23 protein-coding genes are annotated in these 20,796 nt (G+C 42.8%); 11 read left to right on the top strand and 12 right to left on the bottom strand.

The features are described 5' to 3' along the window. Nucleotides 1-23: 23 nt before the first annotated feature. A complete protein-coding gene (locus tag ACSFC1_RS02085) occupies nt 24-923 on the top strand; it encodes a radical SAM protein (RefSeq protein WP_435564473.1) in 900 nt (299 codons plus the stop codon). Here ACSFC1_RS02085 and ACSFC1_RS02080 read toward each other — a convergent pair. From ACSFC1_RS02080 to ACSFC1_RS02060, 5 genes are read right to left on the bottom strand one after another with little or no spacing between them, the layout of a single operon-like run. Next, complete coding sequence (locus tag ACSFC1_RS02080; RefSeq protein WP_435564472.1) at nt 895-1,767, bottom strand: hypothetical protein; 873 nt, start codon at nt 1,765-1,767, stop codon at nt 895-897. The two genes, ACSFC1_RS02085 and ACSFC1_RS02080, sit on opposite strands and share 29 nt — an antisense overlap. A gap of 16 nt (nt 1,768-1,783) precedes the next feature. Next, complete coding sequence (locus ACSFC1_RS02075) at nt 1,784-2,485, bottom strand: hypothetical protein (RefSeq protein ID WP_435564471.1); 702 nt, start codon at nt 2,483-2,485, stop codon at nt 1,784-1,786. 5 nt (nt 2,486-2,490) lie between these two features. After that, nucleotides 2,491-2,964: a hypothetical protein gene (locus ACSFC1_RS02070; protein WP_435564470.1), complete on the bottom strand. Its 474-nt coding sequence runs from the start codon at nt 2,962-2,964 to the stop codon at nt 2,491-2,493. A gap of 32 nt (nt 2,965-2,996) precedes the next feature. Beyond that, nucleotides 2,997-3,410: a ribonuclease H-like YkuK family protein gene (locus tag ACSFC1_RS02065; RefSeq protein WP_435564469.1), complete on the bottom strand. Its 414-nt coding sequence runs from the start codon at nt 3,408-3,410 to the stop codon at nt 2,997-2,999. 40 nt (nt 3,411-3,450) lie between these two features. Then, nucleotides 3,451-4,635 carry an alkaline phosphatase family protein gene (locus ACSFC1_RS02060; protein WP_435564468.1) on the bottom strand — a complete coding sequence of 395 codons (1,185 nt, stop codon included), beginning with the start codon at nt 4,633-4,635 and terminating at the stop codon, nt 3,451-3,453. Nucleotides 4,636-4,889: 254 nt separating this feature from the next. On the opposite strand from ACSFC1_RS02060, the gene rd reads away from it, so the two are divergent. After that, nucleotides 4,890-5,054, top strand: a complete 165-nt coding sequence (gene rd / locus ACSFC1_RS02055) for a rubredoxin (protein WP_041081867.1) — start codon at nt 4,890-4,892, stop codon at nt 5,052-5,054. A 20-nt stretch (nt 5,055-5,074) separates the two neighbouring features. On the opposite strand, the gene ACSFC1_RS02050 is transcribed toward rd, so the two are convergent. Further along, nucleotides 5,075-5,647, bottom strand: coding sequence for a biotin transporter BioY (locus tag ACSFC1_RS02050; protein ID WP_435564467.1), 573 nt, complete (start codon nt 5,645-5,647; stop codon nt 5,075-5,077). A gap of 123 nt (nt 5,648-5,770) precedes the next feature. Further along, nucleotides 5,771-6,454, bottom strand: coding sequence for a queuosine precursor transporter (locus tag ACSFC1_RS02045; protein ID WP_435564466.1), 684 nt, complete (start codon nt 6,452-6,454; stop codon nt 5,771-5,773). A 397-nt stretch (nt 6,455-6,851) separates the two neighbouring features. Here ACSFC1_RS02045 and ACSFC1_RS02040 point away from each other — a divergent pair, with 397 nt between their 5' ends. Genes ACSFC1_RS02040 through ACSFC1_RS02000 form a run of 9 tightly spaced genes read left to right on the top strand, consistent with a single transcriptional unit; the run spans nt 6,852 to nt 16,287 of the window. Beyond that, nucleotides 6,852-7,424: a methionine synthase gene (locus ACSFC1_RS02040; protein ID WP_435564465.1), complete on the top strand. Its 573-nt coding sequence runs from the start codon at nt 6,852-6,854 to the stop codon at nt 7,422-7,424. Then, a complete protein-coding gene (locus tag ACSFC1_RS02035) occupies nt 7,411-9,729 on the top strand; it encodes a homocysteine S-methyltransferase family protein (protein ID WP_435564464.1) in 2,319 nt (772 codons plus the stop codon). The genes ACSFC1_RS02040 and ACSFC1_RS02035 overlap by 14 nt, the downstream gene beginning before the upstream one ends. Beyond that, nucleotides 9,726-11,066 (top strand): aspartate kinase, encoded by a 1,341-nt coding sequence (locus tag ACSFC1_RS02030; RefSeq protein ID WP_435564463.1) that lies wholly within the window; start codon nt 9,726-9,728, stop codon nt 11,064-11,066. The genes ACSFC1_RS02035 and ACSFC1_RS02030 overlap by 4 nt, the downstream gene beginning before the upstream one ends. 59 nt (nt 11,067-11,125) lie before the next feature. Next, on the top strand, nt 11,126-12,451 hold the full coding sequence (locus ACSFC1_RS02025) for a homocysteine biosynthesis protein (protein WP_435564462.1): 1,326 nt from the start codon (nt 11,126-11,128) through the stop codon (nt 12,449-12,451). Further along, nucleotides 12,444-13,163 (top strand): UPF0280 family protein, encoded by a 720-nt coding sequence (locus ACSFC1_RS02020; protein ID WP_435564461.1) that lies wholly within the window; start codon nt 12,444-12,446, stop codon nt 13,161-13,163. The genes ACSFC1_RS02025 and ACSFC1_RS02020 overlap by 8 nt, the downstream gene beginning before the upstream one ends. A gap of 38 nt (nt 13,164-13,201) precedes the next feature. After that, on the top strand, nt 13,202-13,753 hold the full coding sequence (locus ACSFC1_RS02015) for a hypothetical protein (RefSeq protein WP_435564460.1): 552 nt from the start codon (nt 13,202-13,204) through the stop codon (nt 13,751-13,753). 28 nt (nt 13,754-13,781) lie between these two features. Next, nucleotides 13,782-14,729, top strand: coding sequence for a methylenetetrahydrofolate reductase (locus ACSFC1_RS02010; protein ID WP_435564459.1), 948 nt, complete (start codon nt 13,782-13,784; stop codon nt 14,727-14,729). 4 nt (nt 14,730-14,733) lie between these two features. After that, nucleotides 14,734-15,759 carry an aspartate-semialdehyde dehydrogenase gene (asd, locus tag ACSFC1_RS02005; protein ID WP_435564458.1) on the top strand — a complete coding sequence of 342 codons (1,026 nt, stop codon included), beginning with the start codon at nt 14,734-14,736 and terminating at the stop codon, nt 15,757-15,759. Nucleotides 15,760-15,777: 18 nt separating this feature from the next. Then, on the top strand, nt 15,778-16,287 hold the full coding sequence (locus ACSFC1_RS02000; protein WP_435564457.1) for a hypothetical protein: 510 nt from the start codon (nt 15,778-15,780) through the stop codon (nt 16,285-16,287). A gap of 5 nt (nt 16,288-16,292) precedes the next feature. On the opposite strand, the gene ACSFC1_RS01995 is transcribed toward ACSFC1_RS02000, so the two are convergent. From ACSFC1_RS01995 to ACSFC1_RS01975, 5 genes are all read right to left on the bottom strand, one after another. Beyond that, complete coding sequence (locus ACSFC1_RS01995; RefSeq protein ID WP_435564456.1) at nt 16,293-17,291, bottom strand: alpha/beta hydrolase; 999 nt, start codon at nt 17,289-17,291, stop codon at nt 16,293-16,295. 33 nt (nt 17,292-17,324) lie between these two features. Then, nucleotides 17,325-18,038: a 23S rRNA (guanosine(2251)-2'-O)-methyltransferase RlmB gene (gene rlmB, locus ACSFC1_RS01990; RefSeq protein WP_435564455.1), complete on the bottom strand. Its 714-nt coding sequence runs from the start codon at nt 18,036-18,038 to the stop codon at nt 17,325-17,327. After that, nucleotides 18,022-18,414 (bottom strand): Mini-ribonuclease 3, encoded by a 393-nt coding sequence (locus ACSFC1_RS01985; RefSeq protein ID WP_435564454.1) that lies wholly within the window; start codon nt 18,412-18,414, stop codon nt 18,022-18,024. Before ACSFC1_RS01985 ends, rlmB begins: the two co-directional genes overlap by 17 nt. After that, the gene (gene fliJ, locus ACSFC1_RS01980; RefSeq protein ID WP_435564453.1) at nt 18,404-18,844 is read right to left on the bottom strand and encodes a flagellar export protein FliJ; all 441 of its coding nucleotides are present in this window, start codon (nt 18,842-18,844) and stop codon (nt 18,404-18,406) included. The genes ACSFC1_RS01985 and fliJ overlap by 11 nt, the downstream gene beginning before the upstream one ends. Before the next feature lie 237 nt (nt 18,845-19,081). Beyond that, nucleotides 19,082-20,791 carry an FAD-binding oxidoreductase gene (locus ACSFC1_RS01975; RefSeq protein WP_435564452.1) on the bottom strand — a complete coding sequence of 570 codons (1,710 nt, stop codon included), beginning with the start codon at nt 20,789-20,791 and terminating at the stop codon, nt 19,082-19,084. Between the last annotated feature and the right edge of the window lie 5 nt (nt 20,792-20,796).

Below are 20,796 nucleotides of genomic sequence, written 5' to 3'. Positions count from 1 at the left end.
TCATTGCCAAGATCACTGAAAAAATGTACCGTTGTGATCTGTGTCCTGTTAAGTGTGGTGTCAATCGATATCAACAGGTAGGAAAATGTGGTATAGGCGCCGCCCCGAAATTGATGGCTGCTCTTTTGCATTTCGGTGAGGAACCGCCTATCAGTGGAGAAAGTGGTGCTGGCACGATCTTTTTCAGCGGGTGTAACCTCCGTTGTACGTATTGTCAGAATATGAACTTCAGTCAACGGGCAAACGGTGTGGAAGTAACGGTTGAACAACTTGCTGAAATCTTCTTAAATTTGCAGAACCATGGTGCCAAGACTCTAAATCTCGTGACACCAACACCACATCTTTTGCCGATAATCAAAGCCCTTTCAATAGCCAAAGATGAGGGGTTTAATCTACCGATTGTTTATAACACCAGTAGTTATGAATCAGTGGAGACTCTGAAGTTGATCGATGGCATAGTCGATGTGTATTTGGCAGACTTGAAGTATGCGGACAACGAGACAGGTTATCGCTATTCAGGTGTGAAGGACTATTACACAGTCGCAAGCGCAGCACTCATAGAGATGTACCGACAGGTTGGGGCTTTCAAAGAATTCGACGGAAGACCAAAGGGCTTGATAGTCAGACATCTGGTGCTCCCAAACAATGTGGGCGGCTCGGAAAAAGTCCTTGATTTTGTCTTCTACTGTCTGTCACCTAAGGTCCCGATTTCACTCATGTCTCAGTACAACCCACTCTTTGATGCGAAATCAGATGAGCTGATCGGTAGAAAGATCACCAAAGAGGAATACGAGATGGTCATAAACCTTGTGACCAAACTCGATATGGACGGTTGGATTCAAACCGACGAAAAGAAAAAAGTCACAGTCAAAGCCGTTCCTTGGACTTACAAGATCATTGAGCTGCTGAGATCAAGAACATGAACAGTAGTGCTCCGAGAGCTATTGCGGTTGTCGTTAAGATTATTTCTTTCGTGCTCGTGTAATGCGTTCTGTCGATCTTAACAAATCCACTTGTCACAAAAACCTCTTTTTCTGTTTGAGCTCTTACCTTAACCGTGTATTCACCATCTGCCACACCTTTTCCATCCCAAACAATCTGGTTTGAACCCGCTTTGCCATTCCCACTCCACTGCCAAAGAATCTTTTGATCGCTGTCAACAACGCTAATCGTCAACTGGGCTGGTTTAGAAAGATAGATGTAAAAAGTTGTATTGTCTCTGTACCAATCTCCGTTCGGTGAAAACTCACTTGGCTCCACCTTCAGATTGATCGAGAGAACTTCTTCTATAAGATCTATGTTCACGCTCGTTTCTTTTAAATACGAGAAACTCAAAAGTCGAGTTTCTGGTATAAAACCAGCTGCTTTGAAGGTGATGTATTGACTACCCTCGGGTACGCTGATTGTGTCTCTAACACTTTCGACTCTACCAAGAAATTTGTCTTCACTGTAGACTTCAACGGGATACACATTCGAGTAAACTCTCAAACTTCCAGCCCTTCTGAGTGGAGCGTAGAAAATTATCTGTCCAGGCTGTGACAAGTAGACAAAACCATCAAAGACCACGTACCAACTCTTGCTCACCGTTATTCTGTGCTGCCCTGAAGAACTCAGCGTAATCTGCAGAACGCCGTTTATGTCAGCAATACCGGCGTATATCCCATTCACGTAGACATTGGCAAAAGGCTCGGTGTTCACCACAACAACATAACTTGCGCCCACTAAGACGGCAGCTAACAAAAACGCAAAGACACAGAGTTTCTTCATGAAGATATCCCTCCATCTACCAATTGGTCGTAGTGTACCAGTCGACTATGTTTTCAATGATCCAGATTTCACCACCTTGATAGTACTCTACACCAATCACTATAGGTTCAGTAGACCTGATGTCAACAACACCGGTTGTTTGACTGGAAAGCTCCTTTGCCAGATCAACGTAGACGGCTGACTTAGGTGAAACACTACCAGACAGTTCTCTTATGACGTTCCCTGCATAATCGTAAACCCAAAGGTACAAATCATTGGTTTTGTTCGATGTGTTAATTATAGAGAAAGCAGTTTCAGAATTGCCAAAGTTGGTGTAGTTCACACCATACCAATAGTACTTAGCGTCCGAAGACGTTTGAACCGGTTCGATCACGTGATTCCTGCAAAAGAGCATATCTCCATCTCTGTATAGCACAGAGAGGTAGAGAAGTTGGTCTGATTGGAAGAAAACCAAGCCCCAATTCCTATCACTCTGCGGGAATTTCTGAGATAGATCGACCAGAATCGTTTCGTACGGTTTGGACTTGAAGGTTTCTTTCCACAATTCCTTACCCTCGTAATCATAAACGATCATTCTGAAATACGCGCTTTCGTCACTGAGGTTCGATACCAACACAGCTGTATTTCTGCCAGGTGTCGAGTCGTGGTACAAACCGTAATTTGCTGCAATACAAATCACAGACAGAAGGATCAACAGAACACCAAGTGTTTTCTTCATACCTCTCACCTCTCTTCAAGAACAGGATATGAGACTATCTGCGTTCCCGAAGCGTATACCGTCATCAAATACGGTTTGCCTTCTATCAAGAGCATCGGACAAGAATGTGTCAGCACCTTTTCATCAGTTTTCAACAGCAAACTCAATACATAGACCTTTTCAACCCATCTCGGTGGATTTTCAAGATAAGATTTCAAGCCACTGTCACCGTAGCTGACCAGACTCACTTCACTCGCATTTTCATCGAAAAAACTCAAGAACTTGCTTCCGAAGAATCTTGCATCTGTTATTGTTGCAGGAACACCTATGTGGACAAACCTTTCTATGAATGTTTCTGAGGTTATTTGCCCTTGCAGATAATCGTTTAAATCCTTGACAAGCTTTTCAGAAAGGTCACCTATATTGGGTTCTAAGAGTGATAGACAAGCACTCAGTGAAAAAATAACTGCTACTGTCAACAGAAACAAAACCTTGTGCATCTTTTCCCCCCTCTCAACTTAACGTTTATAGTTCATTTTGTATGCCTGTGAGCAATTTTGGTTGCAGCGAACGCCCATGGTTTCAACTTGTAACTGTACCCCATGCCTTTGACATATCCAACAACTGCAGGAAGAACTTCCTTGCTCAAACCGTCGTACCCAACGTCTATGTGTATTTCAGGACTGGCTAATTCTAACATCTGTTTTGCGAAGGATGCCATCTGCAAACTCAAATACGTTTCCTGGAAGATTCTGCTGAACATGTCGTAATGTTTGTATTCCTTTTTCAATGTGTACAAGTATGTTGCTCCTACTCCAGGTTTGTAGACTATCAAAACAGTCGCAAAGATAACCACACCATCACGTGCATCGCTGTCGGTGCCAATATAAACTTTGGACGGGCTTTGCCCTTTGAAGTTATAGATTATTTCCTTTGCCGTTGCCACATCAACTACTCCATAGGTTGGACTCTTGAGTAAGAATCGATCACCTCCTAAACACAACAATAGGGATCATCAACTCTTCGAGACTCAAACCACCGTGCTTCGACTTGAGGCTTTCTTCTCTGCCAGTGAATTTGAAATAGAAGGAATAGTTAGACTTCGCTATCAGTATTACGTCACCAATTCTGTCCAAACTTTTTTTCGATGCCTGTGAATCACCAAACAACCGCAACTGAATGGACTGTTCTTTTGTCAAGGCAAGAATTTGATCATGGTACATCTCTTGTATGTATTTTACCACTTTTTGTGGCTCACGGGTGTAAATATGCATCATTCTCATCTCTCCACCAGGAGGTACGAGAAAGAACGAAGAAACCTCGTCTTTCCAAGACCACCAGATCTCCTTTTCCCATGGTGTGTATATCTGTCCGTGATCACCCATTACCAAGAGTAAAACGTTCTCTTGAAGATTTGAGAGAACTTCCTTTTGGATCATTTTCAACAGCCAGTAAAGTTCACTTTGAAAAGCTGGGGAATTGACACCAATCTTGTGTCCAATTGAATCAAGCAACCCCCAGTAGACGAAGGCGAAAAGCCTTCCTTCTTGTTCCAAGATCTCGTTCAGTTTGAAAAAGAGATCCCCAAAGCTCTGATAACTCTTTATCGAAGCCCCCACGTGAACCAGATTTGAGAAACCAGAGCCTCTTATGTTTTTCGAGGTGAGCACGTACCCCTTCACACCGACGTCTACAAGTCTTTCAAAAATAGTCCTCGTAAAGAGAAGATCTCTCGATTGCACCGTCGATGGCACCTTACCCAGTGTTGGTGAAGAAAGTTCAATCATGTTCACCAACGCTCCGAGTTCTCTCAAGTACAACGTGTACCCCAAGATGCCGTGTTCTATCGGCTCACTTGCTGTGAGAAGTGATGCAATAGAAGCGCTCGTCGTTGTTGGAAATACGGAGGTTGCTGTGAGAATGTTCTGTTGTTCAAAAAGAGGTTCTCTTTGCAAAATTATCTTCAAGCTCTCTAAACCAAGCGCATCTATCAAGAACAAAATCACTTTGTCTGCCCTTTCAAATAAACCGGGTTTCAAATCGTCAAAGGGATACTCAGAGTGTGAGGTCTCACAACCAAAATGCTTCAGGATAGAATTCGCGATGTTCACAACCGAGAATCTGTCGTAACTGGGTTTGAAGATATCCTCGGTGATCTTCTGAACGTCCATTTTCATCACCACCTAAAGTATATGACGAAAAGGAAATCTTTGGAGGATTGAATTTCTCTGTTAAGGAAATGATATACTTTAAAGTGTATACATTTATCTTGCGTGGGTCGAAGATCTTCGCCCTTTCAGATTGTAAAATAAGTACACGGTAAGATTCATCTTGGGGTCAAATTAATAATCGCTGTCTTATACCGAACAAGACGCCCGCCAAGAGGGCAGAACTCTGAACCTTAGAGAATTAGGAGGGAATCAAAATGCAGAAGTACAGATGTATCATTTGTGGGTATGTCTACGATCCAGCTGAAGGGGATCCAGACAACGACATACCAGCAGGAACACCATTTGAAGATCTACCTGATGATTGGGTTTGCCCTGTTTGTGGAGCATCTAAGGAAGACTTTGAACCCGTTGAGGAGTAAAGGTGAACCCCAGGTGGGGTTCACTTTGAACTTCTCTTGTAAACAGAATACACACCCGCCGCAAGGAGAATTTTGATCAAATCACCAGGAATAAACGGTAAAAAGCCCATAGAGAGAAGCTTGTGTAAGTTCAGCGTTGCTCCCTTCAGTGCAAACCACGAATGAAGTTGTAGTAAGCCAATAGGGTAGATCAGTGCAAAATTGACCACGGTGAGCCATATAAAGACTTGCTTCGTTGACAGAGTTTTGTATTTCTTCACGATTCTTCCCAGCAGAAAAGAAGCAGCTATGAAACCGAGTAGATAACCACCTGTAGGACCAAGCAGAACTTGAATACCTGCTCTGTGATCGGAAAACCATGGAACTCCTAAAACACCGAGCAACACATAAAAAACCTGACTGTAACCAGCCAATTGATCGATCAAAAGAGGGGCAAATAAGATTACGAAGGTCTGTCCAGTAACGGGCACAGGGCTAAACGGCAGTGGGATTCTGATCTGTGCTGCAACACCTGTCAAGACTGCAAAAATCGAGACTGTCAAGAATTTCTGCAAAAGGATACTCCTTGTCGATACCTTTGTCTCTGTATGCATGATCTCACCTCTATTGATATTGTAAAAGAGGAAATTTTACCGGTAAAGTGAAGAACAGTTACAACTGAATATGAGTAAGCTCAAGAACGATTTATACCAAGCACCAAATGATGAAAAAACCGATTATTTGCTCGTTGTTACTATATCTTTCTTCAACATAGATACACCAACATAGACAATCCAAGTGTCGATGTAATCCAACACGAATTCAACAACAGTTGTGGTGATGTATATGTTCAGGAGCGTTTTCAAGTCATACACACCGAAAAAGGCTACGCTCACAAAGATCAGATTGTCAGTGATCTGTCCTAACTTTGTGGCGATGTTGTTTCTCATCCACAGCTTTGTTCTATTCTTGAGCTTGTCGTGTAACCACACTGCGAAGTACCCTGAGATAATGTAGGCTGTCCAACTTGCAAAGGCAATTCTTGGCGTCAAGGAAAAAACACTTTTCAGGTAAGATTGTGCTATATCATTCGGTGATGGAAGATAACCAACGTACACAAGTCCAAGCAAGACGAAAGCAAACTGTGCGAAAAACCCTATCCATACTGCCTTTCTGCCTTCTCTTTGTCCCAAGACTTCGGTGACGATCGAATAAACAGCGAAAGCCATACCCATGCTCATGTTTGCTGCGGTGACTTCCAAGCCAAAGAGAACAAACAACTTTGCAACACCCAGATTAGACGCGATTATGAGTGTTGCAAGTGCGATGTACAAACCCTCTTTTTTCAGGTATTTCGTTGCGAAAAGTACTACGACACATGACAAAAAGTATTCTGCTAACAAAAACAAGAGATTCGTCAAACTTGTTCACCTCTTTTTGGTTTGCTTATCGATCCTCAGAATCTGAACTTTGACCTAATGGAGATTCTATAACACTCTTTTTGCAGATGACTGAAAGAACCCTTTCGAAAATTCTAAAGCAACTTTCAGCCCTTTTTCTTTCAGCGGTTGTGTGGTTGTTGCAAGATTTTTTACTTTCAGAACACAGAAGTGTAATTTTGTCATAGATATAATGTTCAAAACGGAGGTTGTTCTTGTGTTAACTTCAACGTTTCTTGCTCGGAAGATCGATCAAAAAGTTATGATAATGCGCAGTCAAGCCCCTGGAGGAACTCTGGGCGTTTGATGGTGCTTGGAGTTGCTAAAGGGGCGTTTCCATAAAAGGGAACGCCCCTTTTTTAAGGGAGGTTGTTGAGCAATGTCAAAGGTTGAGATCTACTATCCAAATAGAGTTGATTGTATGCCGGACAAAAAGATCTTTCTTGCCAGAGCAGGAGCAAGATATGGCAGAATAGAGGAAACTCTGATACATCGAGTTAACGAGTTATTTTTAAAGGCACTTGAGAGGATTGAACCAGCTGTCTATTACACCACCGAAGAGATCACCTCGTTACCAGAAGAGGTTATCCCATCGATCTTCGAAGCTGTGAATCAGGTCACGATCTTTCTTTCCACGCTTGGTTCTTCAATAGATCTGTTGATTTCTCAACTTGCCGAGAATGGAAAAACCTTCGATGCCCTCATAGTAGATTCTTGGGCTTCCGAGGCACTTGAAGCTTTGAATGAACACTTCGACAGATCACTGAGGGAGAAATTTGGTAAAGGGACGATGCGATTTTCACCAGGCTATGGGAATATCGATCTAAGGGTGAATACTTACATAGTCAAAGAGCTCCTGAAGGTTGATCAGGTTCAAGTGCTCTCAAGCGGAGTGATGATTCCAAGAAAAACAACAACTTGCATGATAGGGTGGTGCTATGAGAAGAGATGAATTCACAAAACTTTTGAATGAAAAAGTTATCTTCCTCGACGGTGCATATGGTACTGAGTTTTTCAAAAGAGGTTTCAGAGGCGTGATAGAGTTACTCAATATAACTGCTCCAAACACTGTGAGAGACCTTCAAAAGGAATACATCAAAGCAGGGTCTAATATACTGTTGACGAACACCTTCAGTGCAAACAGATCGAAATTACGTGCACACGGTGCCGAAGATGATTTTGAAAAGATAAACCGCAAAGCCGTCGAAATAGCAAGATCAGTCTGTGGTAATCAACTTGTCTTCGGTGACATATCTTCCACGGGAAATCTGATAAAGCCTCTTGGACCAATCGGTTTTGATGAGGCTTATGAGATCTTCAAAGAACAAGTCTCTATCTTGATAGATGCAGGAGTTGATGGCATCATCATTGAAACTATGATAGATCTTAAAGAACTCAAAGCAGCAATCCTTGCCGTGAGAGATCTCTCCACAGAGATTCCTTTGATTGCCCACATGACCTTTGAAGAAGATGGGAAATCTGTAACAGGTACTTCTGTGGAAATCTTCGCTACACTCATGAATGATCTCGATGTCGATGTAGTTGGTATGAACTGCACCCTCGAGCCAAAGCAAATGTTATCGGTTTTTTCAAGATTGGCTAAATACTGTAAGAAACCTTTGAGTGTCGAACCAAATGCAGGTAAGCCATTCTTGGAGAACGGGAAGGTTGTTTATCGAACAAAACCAGAAGAATTTGCGATCTACATGGCTGACTTTGTAGAACTGGGAGCGAATATCGTGGGTGGTTGCTGTGGTACAGGACCTGAGCACATCGAGGTCATGACGAAGTACATAGGTGAGCAAAGACCACGGAAGCGAGAGATTATATCCACTCAGTATCTTTCGACCAGAACCATCATCAAACCTGTGGACACCTTTCTTGTCATAGGAGAACGAATAAACGCAAGCGGAAAGAAAAAATTACAGGCGAATATTCAACAGATGGACTTTTCAGGCGTGATCACTCTCGCTCAAGAACAAGAGCGGGAAGGCTGCACTGCAATCGATGTCAATCTCGGTATAGAGAAGCTTCTAAATGAGGATCATTTTCGCCAGGTGATAATCGAACTTGACAAACACTCTTGTTTGCCTGTTTCTTTTGACGTGCAAAATGCGAATTTCTTGGAGACTGCGATGAGAGAATACGTTGGCAGAGGGCTCATAAACTCTGCCTTTTCAAGACGAGAGCATTTGATCGAGAGAATAGATCTCATGAAAAAGTACGGTGGTATTTTGATGGTTCTCGCCATGAAAAGTGATATTCCAAAGACCGCTCAGGAGAGATTTGAAGTGGTCCTTGACGCAGTCAAAATCCTCGAGGAAAACAGTGTAGATCTTGAGAGAGTGTATTTCGACCCCTTGGTTCTTCCCGTCGGTGCGAAAAATGATTACCACGTGACCCTGGAAACCATAAAGCTAATAAGTCAAGCAGGTTTGAAGTCTTCTATAGGACTTTCAAACCTGAGTTTTGGCATGCCCAGCAGAGAAAACATAAACGCTGCCTTTCTGACGTTGGCAATAGAAAATGGTCTGAATGCAGCCATATTGAACAGCAAGGAAACTATCACAATGAGCGCGCTTCAAGGCATTCTGGCTTTGAAAGGAAAGGGATTGATAAGGACCGAAGAAATCAATGAAGATCCTCTTCTTGGTTACATAATAAAAGGGCAAAAAGAATCACTGATGAGTGCGGTTCAAGAATTTCTCAAGAGCCATGATCCGCTTTACGTGAGTCAACAAATTCTGGGAAAGGTCATGGAACAAATAGGCGTACTGTATGCAACTGGAAAGATCTACTTGCCGCATTTGGTGCTTGCTGCAGAGACCGTTCAGCCTGCTTTCGATCATCTGAATGGTCTTCTCAAAGGCTCACAGGTAAAGGAAGGAAAAGTACTTCTTGCTACTGTTCAAGGCGATATACATGATATAGGCAAGAAGATCGTCGCGACTGTCCTGAGGAGCGGTGGTTTTGAAGTCTATGACGTGGGTAAGGACATCTCGGCAGCGACAATCCTTCAAGAATGCAAGAAGTACAAGCCGGATATAGTTGGTCTTTCCGCCATGATGACCACAACCGTTGGTCAGGTGAAAGAAGTTGCCGATCTGCTGAGATCACATGGAGTGAATGTCTTTTTGATAGCAGGCGGCGCGTCTATGAATCAGCAACTCGCAGATCAATTCAATGTCCTTTACGCAAAAGATGCAGTTCAGGCACTTGAACTGTGCAAGAAATTAATGAAAGGAGGAGAAAGATGAAGCCAATAGTCATCAAATTTGGAGGTTCAAACCTGAAAGACAAATCAGACCTTTCAAAGATCTTGAATGTGGTGAGAATGTACGATAAACCGTTGGTCGTAGTAGTCTCGGCTGCCAACGGGGTCACGAACAAGTTGATTCAAGCCGTCAGCGATATTAGGAATCTCGAGATCGAAAGATTTCTTGCCGAGATCTACTCGGTTTACAAAAGTTTCATAGATGAGGAAGATTTGGAGCTTAAAGAAAGAGTCTATCAAATCAGAGAAACACTCTTAGGTGCAAAGTTGATTGGGAGGGTACCCGATTTTGTTTACGACCAGATAGTGAGTCATGGCGAAAGGTGTTCCTCGCTGTTTTTAAAGAATTATCTGAGAAATTGTGGCTTCGAATGTGAGGAGGCTCTCCCAGAAAACTTTGGTTTGATAACAGATGGCAGGTTCAAAAATGCATCTGTTGATCTACATGCCTCTGAAGAAAATCTCAGAAAGTATTTCAAGAGTAATACGAACTACATAGTGCCTGGTTTCTACGGTGTTCACGAAGATCACATCACTATTTTAGGTCGTGGTGGCAGTGATTATTCGGCGACCTCAATTGCATATTGCCTCGATGCAGAAAGGGTGGATTTGTACAAAGATGTTTCTGGTTTTATGACCTGTGATCCAAAGTGCGTTAAGGGTGTCAAACCAGTTAAAAGACTGAATTACGATGAAGCAGCTGAACTTTCTTACTTTGGGGCGAAGATACTCCATCACGCGACCGTTGACCCGATTCGCAAGAAAAAGATACCGTTGTACATCTACAACATAAACACCTTTAAATCGATCGATAGCCCTGATACGATTATCTCTTTCAACGATTCTATAGCTGAAACGATCATCAAGAGTATTTCCTTCACCGATGATATCGCTGTGATACAGTTCAAGGGTACAAACATCGGACGCGTTCCAGGTCTGCTTGGTCAAATCGCATCGACCTTTGGCACCGAGGGAATCAACATAAAATCTGTTGTCACTTCTCAGACGAGCATAAATGTGCTCATCTCAAAGCAAGATGTCGAAAGGTGCAAAAAGATAACCTCGAGACTGCAGATCTCAGAAGTTGAAGAAATCCACTACAGAACAGACATATCTCTCATTGCCGCAGTTGGTGACGGGCTTCTGAAGAAGCATGGTATAGCCGCGAGGATCTTCTCGGCTGTATCGAGAAGAGAGATAAATGTTGAGATGATCTCAGCTGGTGCGTCGGAGGTGACAATCTATTTCATAGTTAGTCTACAAGACAGAGAAAAAGCTTTGCAGGCGATTCATGAAGAATTCTTCTCAGATAAACTGTGAAACCGAGATATTGAGTTTGTATCTTTGCTGATCTTTTAGAATCTGAAGAGGTGATTTGTGTGAAAACAATCGAAGAGATCAATGAAAAGATCAAATCTGGCAAGGCAGTCGTACTGACTGCAGAAGAGGTAGTGCAACTTGCAAAAGGATCAAAGCCTCAAGAGATAGTCAAAAAGGTTGATGTTGTGACAACGGCAACCTTTGCACCTATGTGTTCAAGCGGTGCTTTTATAAACTTTGGTCATACAACACCACCAATGCGAATGGAAAGAATAGAACTTTCTGGAGTGGAAGTTTACGGCGGCTTGGCAGCTGTTGATGGATACATCGGTGCCACTCAAGAATCGAAGGAAGACAAGGCTTTTGGCGGAGCTCACATAATCGAGGCACTCATAAAAGGTAAAGATCTTCTTTTGAAAACCTCTGGAAAGGGTACAGACTGTTACCCCCGAAAGTACTTCGAAGGCTATGTCAACAAAGAGATGGTGAACGACTTTTTCCTGTTCAACCCGAGAAACGCCTATCAGAACTATGCTGCAGCGACAAACAGTTCTGAAAAGACCATATACACGTACATGGGTAAACTGCTGCCAAGGTTTGGCAACGTCACGTATTCAACATCAGGTGAGCTCAGTCCACTACTCAAAGACCCAAAGATGCTCACGATAGGTCTTGGCAGTAAGATTTTCCTGTGTGGTAGTGAGGGATATGTAGTATGGACTGGCACACAGTTCAGAAACAACGTCAAGGTTAACGAGCACGGAATACCGGTTTCAGCAGCAAGAACCATAGCTGTGATAGGCGATGCCAAGAAGATGAACGTTAGGTATTTGAGAGCAGCCTACTTCAAAAACTATGGTGTTACTATCTTTGTTGGTATCGGTGTACCTATTCCTGTCTTGGACGAAGAGATAGCCTATTATGTCTCCAGATCGAACGAGGAAATAGAAACTGAACTCAGAGATTACGGCCTTCCCGATAGGCCTGTGATCTGCAAAGTCAACTACGCACAACTCAGATCAGGATGGATCGAGATCGATAGAAAGCAAGTTAAGACATCTTCTATCTCGAGCCTTCCAATGGCTCGGGAGATAGCCAATTTGTTGAAAAATTGGATTGAGGATGGGAATTTTCTTCTCACCAAACCTGTGAAACTCTTCGAAGAAGAAAGATCTATAAAAGGGCTCGTTGAAAAAACTGAAGGTAAGGAACTGAAAGGTGATCAGCCAGTTTGTGTCGATTGCGGTCTTTGTGTTAGTCTCTGTTCTTTTGACGCCCTGATGCTCGTCGACGGCAAATTCACTTTTATACCAGAGAGATGTACTTTTTGTGGTGAATGCGCTGATGCATGTCCAACTGGAGTGAAACTTCCACCAAATGAATAGGTTCTATCGTGATTTTCACAGTGATAGGTTCAAAGCTTTCACAATCACTTATATGGAGACAGATCTTTGGGTAGGTGTCGATAGATTTCAAGCAGAGATGATCGACAAAATTCTTGATTTGGTGATGAGACTGCACAAAGATTTGCGTGAATATATAAAGTTCGATAATAATTTTCTGCTTTCTTTCGAACCGATAGAGATTACAAGAGACTGTACACCGATAGTCGAACAGATGGCAGTTGCAGCTCGATATGCGGGTGTTGGTCCGATGGCAGCCGTTGCAGGTGCCTTCGCCGATGAAGTGGGAAGATTGTTGGTAGAACAATTCAAATGTTCCGAGGTAGTGGTTGAAAATGGTGGTGATATTTTCATTAAGAACTTGAAACCTATAACGATCTGTGTCTATGCAGGTAATTCACCTCTATCGCAGAGAGTAGGTCTGAGAATACCACCAGGTGTCTGTGGTGTATGTACTTCATCTGGAACTGTTGGACATTCGATCAGCTTTGGAAGTGCCGATGCAGTAACTGTTGTCAGCGAGAGTGCAGCTATCGCCGATGCCTTTGCAACTGCTTATTGTAATATGGTAAAGAAAAGGGAAGATGTTGAAACACTTCTGAATAAAGCTTTGAATGAACATGTTCAAAGTGTTTTGGTGATTTACAAAGACAGAATGGGATTTGTAGGCAAACACGAACTTGTCTTCATATAACAAGGGCAGGGTGATGAAAGTCAACCACAGAGCACAAGATGCTGCACGAGGGCAAAATCAAAATACCCAAATCGAAACTAGAAAAAGTAAAAATACTCAAGGATGCAACACACGTATCCACAATAGGCTGGCATATAGTCAACAAATTGAGAGAGCGCCAATCAGTTCAAGTAACATACGGCAGCACAACCAAAGAGAAGCGACTAAACTGTGGCTTAGAAAAGTCACACAGAAACGACACATTCATCATAGCTGAAGGAAGTTTGCAAGAAAGACCAGCAGAATGGTATTTTGGGAAGTTCTTCAGGCGACAGAACAGGTCGCTGCACAAGGCAAATCCAATCAAAGGTGGCAGAAGACCTGCTAATACTGTAAAGCAGGTGAATGGACTTAGGAGATTTGACAAGGTGGGATACGAAGATAAGATTGGAATAATATCAGGGTTAAGAAGTAGCGGATACTTTTCGATAAGGACACTAAACGGAGAGAAAATAAGTGATGGTATTAAATGGAGCAAGCTAAGGCTTCTGGAAAAGGGTAAGACCTTAATGATTGAAAGGAGGGTAGTGGCCGCTTCCTCACGCGACTGAAGTCGTGTGTATCCGCAGCCAAGAGCGTATGAAAGTGACCGATAGAATAAAAAAAGCTCAAATTCTATCCATAGAGATCTTGCCTCCAAGTAGGGGAGAAGGCGTGGAAGAAATCTTCACTGTTCTTGACAATCTGATGGTCTTCCCCATCAACTTCATAAATATCACCAGACATGCACCAGAGATGACCTATTTGGAGTTGCCAGACAAAATAATAAAAGTGCCAAAGGTCAAAAGGCCAGGTACCGTCGGCTTGACAGCTGCTTTGATGAACAGATATAAAATCGATGTGGTCCCTCATGTCCTGTGCTATGGCATGAACAAGTATCAAATTGAGGATATGCTCATCGATCTACACTTGATCGGTGTGCAAAATCTCTTTGTGGTCCGTGGTGAGTACGAAAATCAATCTGATTCTGTGGAAAAAGACAGTTATCAACACGCCTCCGACTTAGTCAGACAGATATCGAAGATGAATCGCGGTGAATACCTGTATCCTTGCGAGAACCCACATCCAACAGACTTCTGCATAGGCGTTGCGGGATATCCCGAAAAACATTTTGAAGCCCCTAACATGCAGGAAGACCTGAAACATCTCAAAGAGAAAATCGAAGCCGGTGCTGATTATGTCATAACCCAAATGATCTTTGACTTCGATGTCTACACGAGATTTTTAGAGCTAACACACGAGCTTGGTGTGAACGTTCCCATAATACCTGGAATAAAGCCTATTGTGAACCTCAAATCCATCTACAGTATCCCCAAGAAATTTTTCGTGAACATACCGAATTCACTCTTGGTGAGCATGCAGGAAGCGAGAACGCCGAAGGAAGAATTTGAGATTGGGACTAAGTACATGGCTAAACTTGCAGAAAAGTTGCTCACCTATGGAGTGCCAGGCATTCATATATTCACAATGGGCAGGGGACAGTCGACAAAGGCCTTGCTGGAAGCAATCTATCGAAAGGGAGGTTGAGTTCATGAAAAAGGTGGCAATACTGGGTGCAACGGGATTGGTAGGGCAAAGGTTCGTACAGTTTCTATCAGGACATCCTTTTTTCAAGATCTCAGCTCTTGCAGCTTCTGATAACTCTGCCGGCAAGAAATACTCACAGGCTGTACAATGGCATCTGAATATACCAATTCCAGATGAAGTTTCACAGATGGAAGTACAGAGATGTGAACCGAACATAGAATGCGATTATGTTTTCTCTGCCCTTCCATCCGATATAGCTGGACCAATTGAAGATAGCTTCGTCAGAGCAGGATACACAGTCTTCTCAAATGCCGCAAGTCATAGGTTGGATCAAGATGTACCTCTTGTGGTTCCAGAGGTTAATCTCGATCATCTCAGATTACTCGATTCTCAAAAGACCCCAGGGAAGATAGTGACCAATCCAAACTGTTCGACGATTGGACTTGTGATGGCGCTCAAACCCATACTCGACAGTTTTGGTTTAGAAAGAATACACGTCGTGACAATGCAGGCGATATCAGGGGCAGGTTATCCGGGCGTTGCTTCACTGGACATCTTGGACAACGTGATACCTTACATCAAAAATGAAGAAGAAAAGATGATGGTTGAGCCAAAGAAAATCCTTGGCACATTGAACGGTGAGCAAATCAAATACGCCACCTTTGACATACAAGCTCAGTGTAACAGAGTACCTGTTCAGGATGGACATATGCTGTCGGTTTTTGTGGAAACCTCCCAAAGAGTGGATCTTGAAAAGATCGTCAAAGCCTTTGACGACTTTCGACCTCTGAACAAACTAAGCCTTCCCACAGCACCTGAAAGACCCGTGATCTATCTGCCAGATCAAAGATCACCACAACCCAAGCTACACAGAGATCTTGGTAATGGTATGTCGGTAACGGTTGGAAGAGTTGTTTTGATTTCGGAAAAAAGATTTCGTTTTGTGGCATTGGTTCACAACACTATAAGAGGTGCTGCTGGATGTGCGCTGTTGAACGGTGAAGCTTATGAAGTGCTGAGAAATAGATGACCAAAGAAGGTGAGAGATTTGACTGTTCAAGTACTCATATACTTTATCGTCTCAATCTTTTTCATCACAATAGCCTATGTGGTCTTGGACACTACGATAACACATTTCAGAACCACTCTCCAAAGAATAGACAAAGAGACAGACTTGTTCATGACTGTAGATTTTCTAAGAAGGGATTTTTGGTTTCACTCTGTCTCAACTGGATGTGTCTCACAGGATGGTTCGACCTTCACCTTCAAGGAAAAAATAGATGGCCAAGAAAAACAGGTCAGGTATTTCGTGGAGAGAGATGACAGTTTCTATCAACTTAGGCGAATAGCGAATGATGGGATAAACGTGGTCTACAAATCTGCTAAGCCCATCTCTTTCTCAGAACCAGTCAAAGGTATCTGGGCAATAACAATCGAAGACCTTCAATTTGAGATGGTCAACGCCACTCCGACAGAACTCATGGAGAAGTTGTACAAGGGTAAGGTCAAAACACCAGAGTTCCTTCTGCCCAAGTTGATCGAGGTGAGAAATAGATAGAGACCTCACTTCTCTTCGATCTTGGGTTTTTCGAGCAACTTTACCTTTCTCTTGAATTCTTTTATGTTCATCTCTCTCAAAACAAGAGATCCTAAAAAGTACTGGAATGGTAGCCAAGTCACATGACCCGATGGAATGATATACCTTCTTGGTCTTCCAAGTGCCTGCCAGAGAATCTTTCTCGTTCTTAAGGGAAGCGCTTTATCGAAAAGTGCTTCTATGAAAACAACTTTCTCGGAGTCAACAAATCTCGCATAAGCCAGAGGGTCTATCTTGAGCACTGGATGAACCTGAGAGTTCAGCATCTCTTCGATGGTTCTAAAGGAAGGAAGTTTTTTGATATCATTTTCAAAGGTTTGAAGAAACCAATTTTTCTCGTCCATCTTGTCTTCCTTACCAAAGCCTTTTTTAACATCCCTACGAAAATAAGCAAGTGTTGGTGAGTACCACATGAGGGTTGCGATATCCCCTCCAGAGGTTATGGTAATCGTTTTTTTGAAATCTCGACTCAGAGCTGAGAGTATGACAGAGATCATCCCTCCCAAGCAATAGCCAACAAGGCAGTTATTTTCGTGCCACCAGTTTCTCTCTTTAGCCAGTTCCAGAATGCTCAATACGTCGATCACTGCGTGTTCCCAGAATCGAACCATTTTCTTCACATCTGTTGAAAAGTACTCCCTACCGCTTGTAGAACCGTTCGCCGTTCTGGTTAGATTGCCTGGCAGAATCGGAAGAAAGGTTCTGACACCAGCGCTGGCTATGTGTATACCCATCCAAAGCAGAAACGGTATGTTGATCGTCCCAAGTCCATGCAAAAGAATCAACGAGCCAACGGGTTTTTCCTTAGGCTCTATGTGGTAGACTTCGACCGTCTCTGTGCCTGGCAATGGATTGGTGTACATCGTTGGAAATTTGATGATCGAAGCCCTGAAGTTCTTACCTTTTATGATATAGCCACTCGATATCTCCAATCCTTTCTTGTATTGAAAATCAAAACTCACCACTCGGATATCCCTTCCCACAAAACGTATAGACTCTTATGAGGACTTACCTTGCTTAGAAGAAAATTTCCTCGCTATATCGAACAAAACTATACCGGCGCTGACAGAGACATTGAGTGAATCGATAGGCGAATACATTGGCACACTGATCAATTGATCACATCTTTCTCTCACGAGTCTGCTCAAACCCTCTCCTTCATTTCCAAAGACCACTGCAACAGGTGGCACGAAATCTTCTTCAAAGAGATTATTTCCCTGCATATCGGCTCCATAAACCCAATATCCGCGTTCTTGCAACAGCTCGATTGTGTTGGTGAGGTTTGTCACAACCACAATTGGTATTCGAAAAACAGTTCCTGCAGAAACCTTTACCACAGCGGCGGTAACCTTTGCCGATCGATCCTTTGTTATCACGATCGCACTCGCTCCTGCGCCAACACAGGTCCTGACAATCGCTCCCAGATTGTGTGGATCAACGATATGATCAAGCAATACGATCAAATTGCCATCGAGGGCACTTTCATCACTGTATTGAAAATCAAGGTCTATGACGATACCTTGGTTTTTTTCTTCCCCACAGAGTTTTTCCAACTGCCTCGCCGTTGTATAAGTGTAAGGATAACCGATCTTCTTAAGCATTTGCTCAATGCTTTGAAATTTCTTGTCATCGCTCTCGCGCAGATATATTCTTCTTACAGGATAACGAGTTCTTATGATCTCATCAAGAACACTCTTACCGTACACTATCATCTTCAGAACTCTCCAATGTTATCTGAATCAATTTCATCAATCTGTCGAGGTCATCGGAAAGATAAAGAAAACCTACAAGAGCTTCGAAGGCAGTACTCTTTCTATAATGCAGATCGTTACCGTATTTTTTGGCAGCTTTACTGTTCATCGCTCTTTTCACCAAAGAAAGTTCAGTTTCATTGAGCAAATCCATGAGCTTGTCCAAGTTCTCAGCTTGCCCATGCCTCGAAACCATTTTATTGACCTTTTTGTGAATTTCATCGACTTTCACCAAACCTAAGAACTTAATTCTGCAAAAGAGCGAATAAACTGCATCACCAACATAGGCAATAGTGGAGATGGGAAGTCGCAGAATCTCTGATGTGTTACCCTTCACTTCTTGCCACCCTTCTCAGTGCAACTTCATCGAGGTATAATCTGTTGATCCTATCTTGTTCAAAGACATAGTTTCTAAACCTTCTTGCTCTCAGATTCTGCAAGATCTTTCTTTCTCTCCTTGCCGTGAGATACTGATCGACGAGGATTTCCTCCTCTTTTCTTAGATCTCTGAGTTGTTCATTCAATTTCTTAAGGTTCAGATTCACACTATCCATGTATGCAAGCCACTGACGTATTTCTACTCCTGTCATACCCCTTGATGAGTTTTGCAGCATCGATCTGTAGAGTTCAAGAATAGAACTCTGTGCAGAAGTAATCTGCTGTTCCACATCTCTTATCTTCTGTCTAAGGGCTGCCAAATCCATTTTGATTTGGTTTTCTTGAGATTCCCTTAGGTGCAATACCCTCTGTAATCTGAATCTGAACAACCCACTACTCCTCCGCGCGTTATTCATTCATGTCGATATTATACTACAGCATGAAAATGCTTTGCTTTGCATAACTCAAAGATAAGAGATTTACTCAAAATCAACGGGTTGTCATGATGGCTGAGAAGAAGGAGTGTCTGATACAGGCTGTTGGAAACGGAAGGCCACCAGAGTTGTGAGAAATTCCAGTGGCCCTTTGCGGTAGAGAAGTTGAATGAGAACTGTTTTCTGGAAAGTTCAGGATATCATTCTTTTCTCCGCATCTTTCAGGTCAAGGGCAAGTGTCCCACCTGGGTTCATAATGTTGTTTGGGTCAAAATATCTCTTCAGCGCCCTGATGATTTCAAGCTGGTTCTTTCCTATGCAGTCTTCAAACCACGGTGCGAACAACTTGCCAATGCCATGATGATGGCTTAATGCCGCACCGTGTTTCACTATATTATCAAGTATGCCGCTTTGATATTCAACAAAATCTTCTATACTCTCAAACTTGCCTATGAAGATGAAATACAAATTAGTGCCTTGTGGATAGAAATGTGAACAATGACTCATGACGATAGTCTTAGGTCTTTGTTTGCAATACTTTCTGACATTCTCCCAAACGTACTCAACTTGGTCCCAAGCAACAGCACATTCGAGCGTGTCTATTACTATACCAAAATCATTCAGATCGTCCCTCAGATATGGATCAGTGAATCTGCCGTGTTCCCAGGACTTTGCCACAAAGCCAGTTGTGTACATTGCACCATACCTCTTTGCCACGCTTATAATGTGCCGTTTGACATTTTTTGCATAACTTTTCTCTCCTTGTGCAATTCCAAGAAGCAAGCATCTTTTCATTGGTTTAAAACCTCGCAGGCTTATCATTTTGTCTATAAAGGTGCCTTCTACTCCGTAGAGTTTCAGTGCAACATCCGTTTCTTCAGGGTCTGACAGTCTCATCACTGCAGGAACTCCAAACTGAGATTGCATCATTTCCCTTGTTGCCTCTACTGCACTGTGAAACTCTGGAAAGATGAAGCTGAATCTTTGATCATTCTCTGGGAAGTATCTGAAAACCTTCAGCGTGGCTGAAACGAGTAGCCCATATGCACCTTCACTTCCAATGAAGATTTGATCGATCGATGGACCCAAGGCAGCCCGAGGGTATTCCTTGGTGACAATCCCTCCGATGGGTGTTATATATTCCTGGCAAACCACGAGGTCTTCTATCTTTCCATAGTATGTCGAATTCTGTCCAGCCCCTCTGGTGACGATCCAGCCTCCAACTGTGGAACCTTCGAAAGACTGTGGAAGATGACCACAGGTATACCTGTACTGTGCGTTGAACTCCTGTGGAGCATTGTTCAGTTTTCTTTCAAGCTCTGGACCGTAGATACCAGGCTCAACGGTGACGGTGTGGTTGATTTCGTTCAGTTTCAGAATTCGATTCATGTGTTTTGTGAAATCAACGCATATACCACCATTTGTGCATTCTGTACCCCTCGTTACCGTTGAACCTCCTCCTCTTGGATAGATTGGTATCTTGTTTTCATTGCAGAATCTCACTATCTCAATAACATCCTGTTTGTTGCGCGGAAACAAAACGGCATCAGGAAGATTCTCTATCTTCTTTTCTCTAAGTCTCATCAAATCGAGCATCGTTTTTCCAAAACTCGCCTTGACTCTTGAGTAATCATCTGTTTTCACATTCTCCTGTCCAACAATCTTTTCGAAAGCCTCAATGTGTCTTGACGAAAGCCTTATCGGTATATCCACCTTAACCTGTTCAAAACCTGTATTTATGGATTGCCTAAAGTGCTCGTCTGATAATTCGAAGACTTCTTTCATCAGTTTGTACAGTCTCTTGTTCGGATGTTTAAAAAACCTCGGATCACCCCACTTGAATATAGATCTATAAGAACCTGCAGGAGGCATCTGTTCAATCCACTTTGGCTCAAATTCCATTTCAT

It is taken from the genome of Pseudothermotoga sp. U03pept (assembly GCF_051235805.1).
Taxonomy (GTDB): Bacteria; Thermotogota; Thermotogae; order Thermotogales; family DSM-5069; genus Pseudothermotoga_B.
This window is presented reverse-complemented; position numbering and strand designations above follow the sequence as displayed.

Coding starts and splice junctions, on each gene's coding strand:
- ACSFC1_RS01975 (WP_435564452.1), bottom strand. CDS start 20,791: ATGGAATTTGAGCCAAAGTGGATTGAACAGATGCCTCCTGCAGGTTCT.
- rlmB (WP_435564455.1), bottom strand. CDS start 18,038: ATGATAGTGTACGGTAAGAGTGTTCTTGATGAGATCATAAGAACTCGT.
- ACSFC1_RS02030 (WP_435564463.1), top strand. CDS start 9,726: ATGAAGCCAATAGTCATCAAATTTGGAGGTTCAAACCTGAAAGACAAA.
- ACSFC1_RS02035 (WP_435564464.1), top strand. CDS start 7,411: ATGAGAAGAGATGAATTCACAAAACTTTTGAATGAAAAAGTTATCTTC.
- asd (WP_435564458.1), top strand. CDS start 14,734: ATGAAAAAGGTGGCAATACTGGGTGCAACGGGATTGGTAGGGCAAAGG.
- ACSFC1_RS02015 (WP_435564460.1), top strand. CDS start 13,202: ATGCTGCACGAGGGCAAAATCAAAATACCCAAATCGAAACTAGAAAAA.
- rd (WP_041081867.1), top strand. CDS start 4,890: ATGCAGAAGTACAGATGTATCATTTGTGGGTATGTCTACGATCCAGCT.
- ACSFC1_RS02070 (WP_435564470.1), bottom strand. CDS start 2,964: ATGCACAAGGTTTTGTTTCTGTTGACAGTAGCAGTTATTTTTTCACTG.
- ACSFC1_RS02040 (WP_435564465.1), top strand. CDS start 6,852: ATGTCAAAGGTTGAGATCTACTATCCAAATAGAGTTGATTGTATGCCG.
- ACSFC1_RS02020 (WP_435564461.1), top strand. CDS start 12,444: ATGAATAGGTTCTATCGTGATTTTCACAGTGATAGGTTCAAAGCTTTC.
- ACSFC1_RS02080 (WP_435564472.1), bottom strand. CDS start 1,767: ATGAAGAAACTCTGTGTCTTTGCGTTTTTGTTAGCTGCCGTCTTAGTG.
- ACSFC1_RS02085 (WP_435564473.1), top strand. CDS start 24: ATGTACCGTTGTGATCTGTGTCCTGTTAAGTGTGGTGTCAATCGATAT.
- ACSFC1_RS02050 (WP_435564467.1), bottom strand. CDS start 5,647: ATGCATACAGAGACAAAGGTATCGACAAGGAGTATCCTTTTGCAGAAA.
- ACSFC1_RS02075 (WP_435564471.1), bottom strand. CDS start 2,485: ATGAAGAAAACACTTGGTGTTCTGTTGATCCTTCTGTCTGTGATTTGT.
- ACSFC1_RS02010 (WP_435564459.1), top strand. CDS start 13,782: ATGAAAGTGACCGATAGAATAAAAAAAGCTCAAATTCTATCCATAGAG.
- ACSFC1_RS02060 (WP_435564468.1), bottom strand. CDS start 4,635: ATGGACGTTCAGAAGATCACCGAGGATATCTTCAAACCCAGTTACGAC.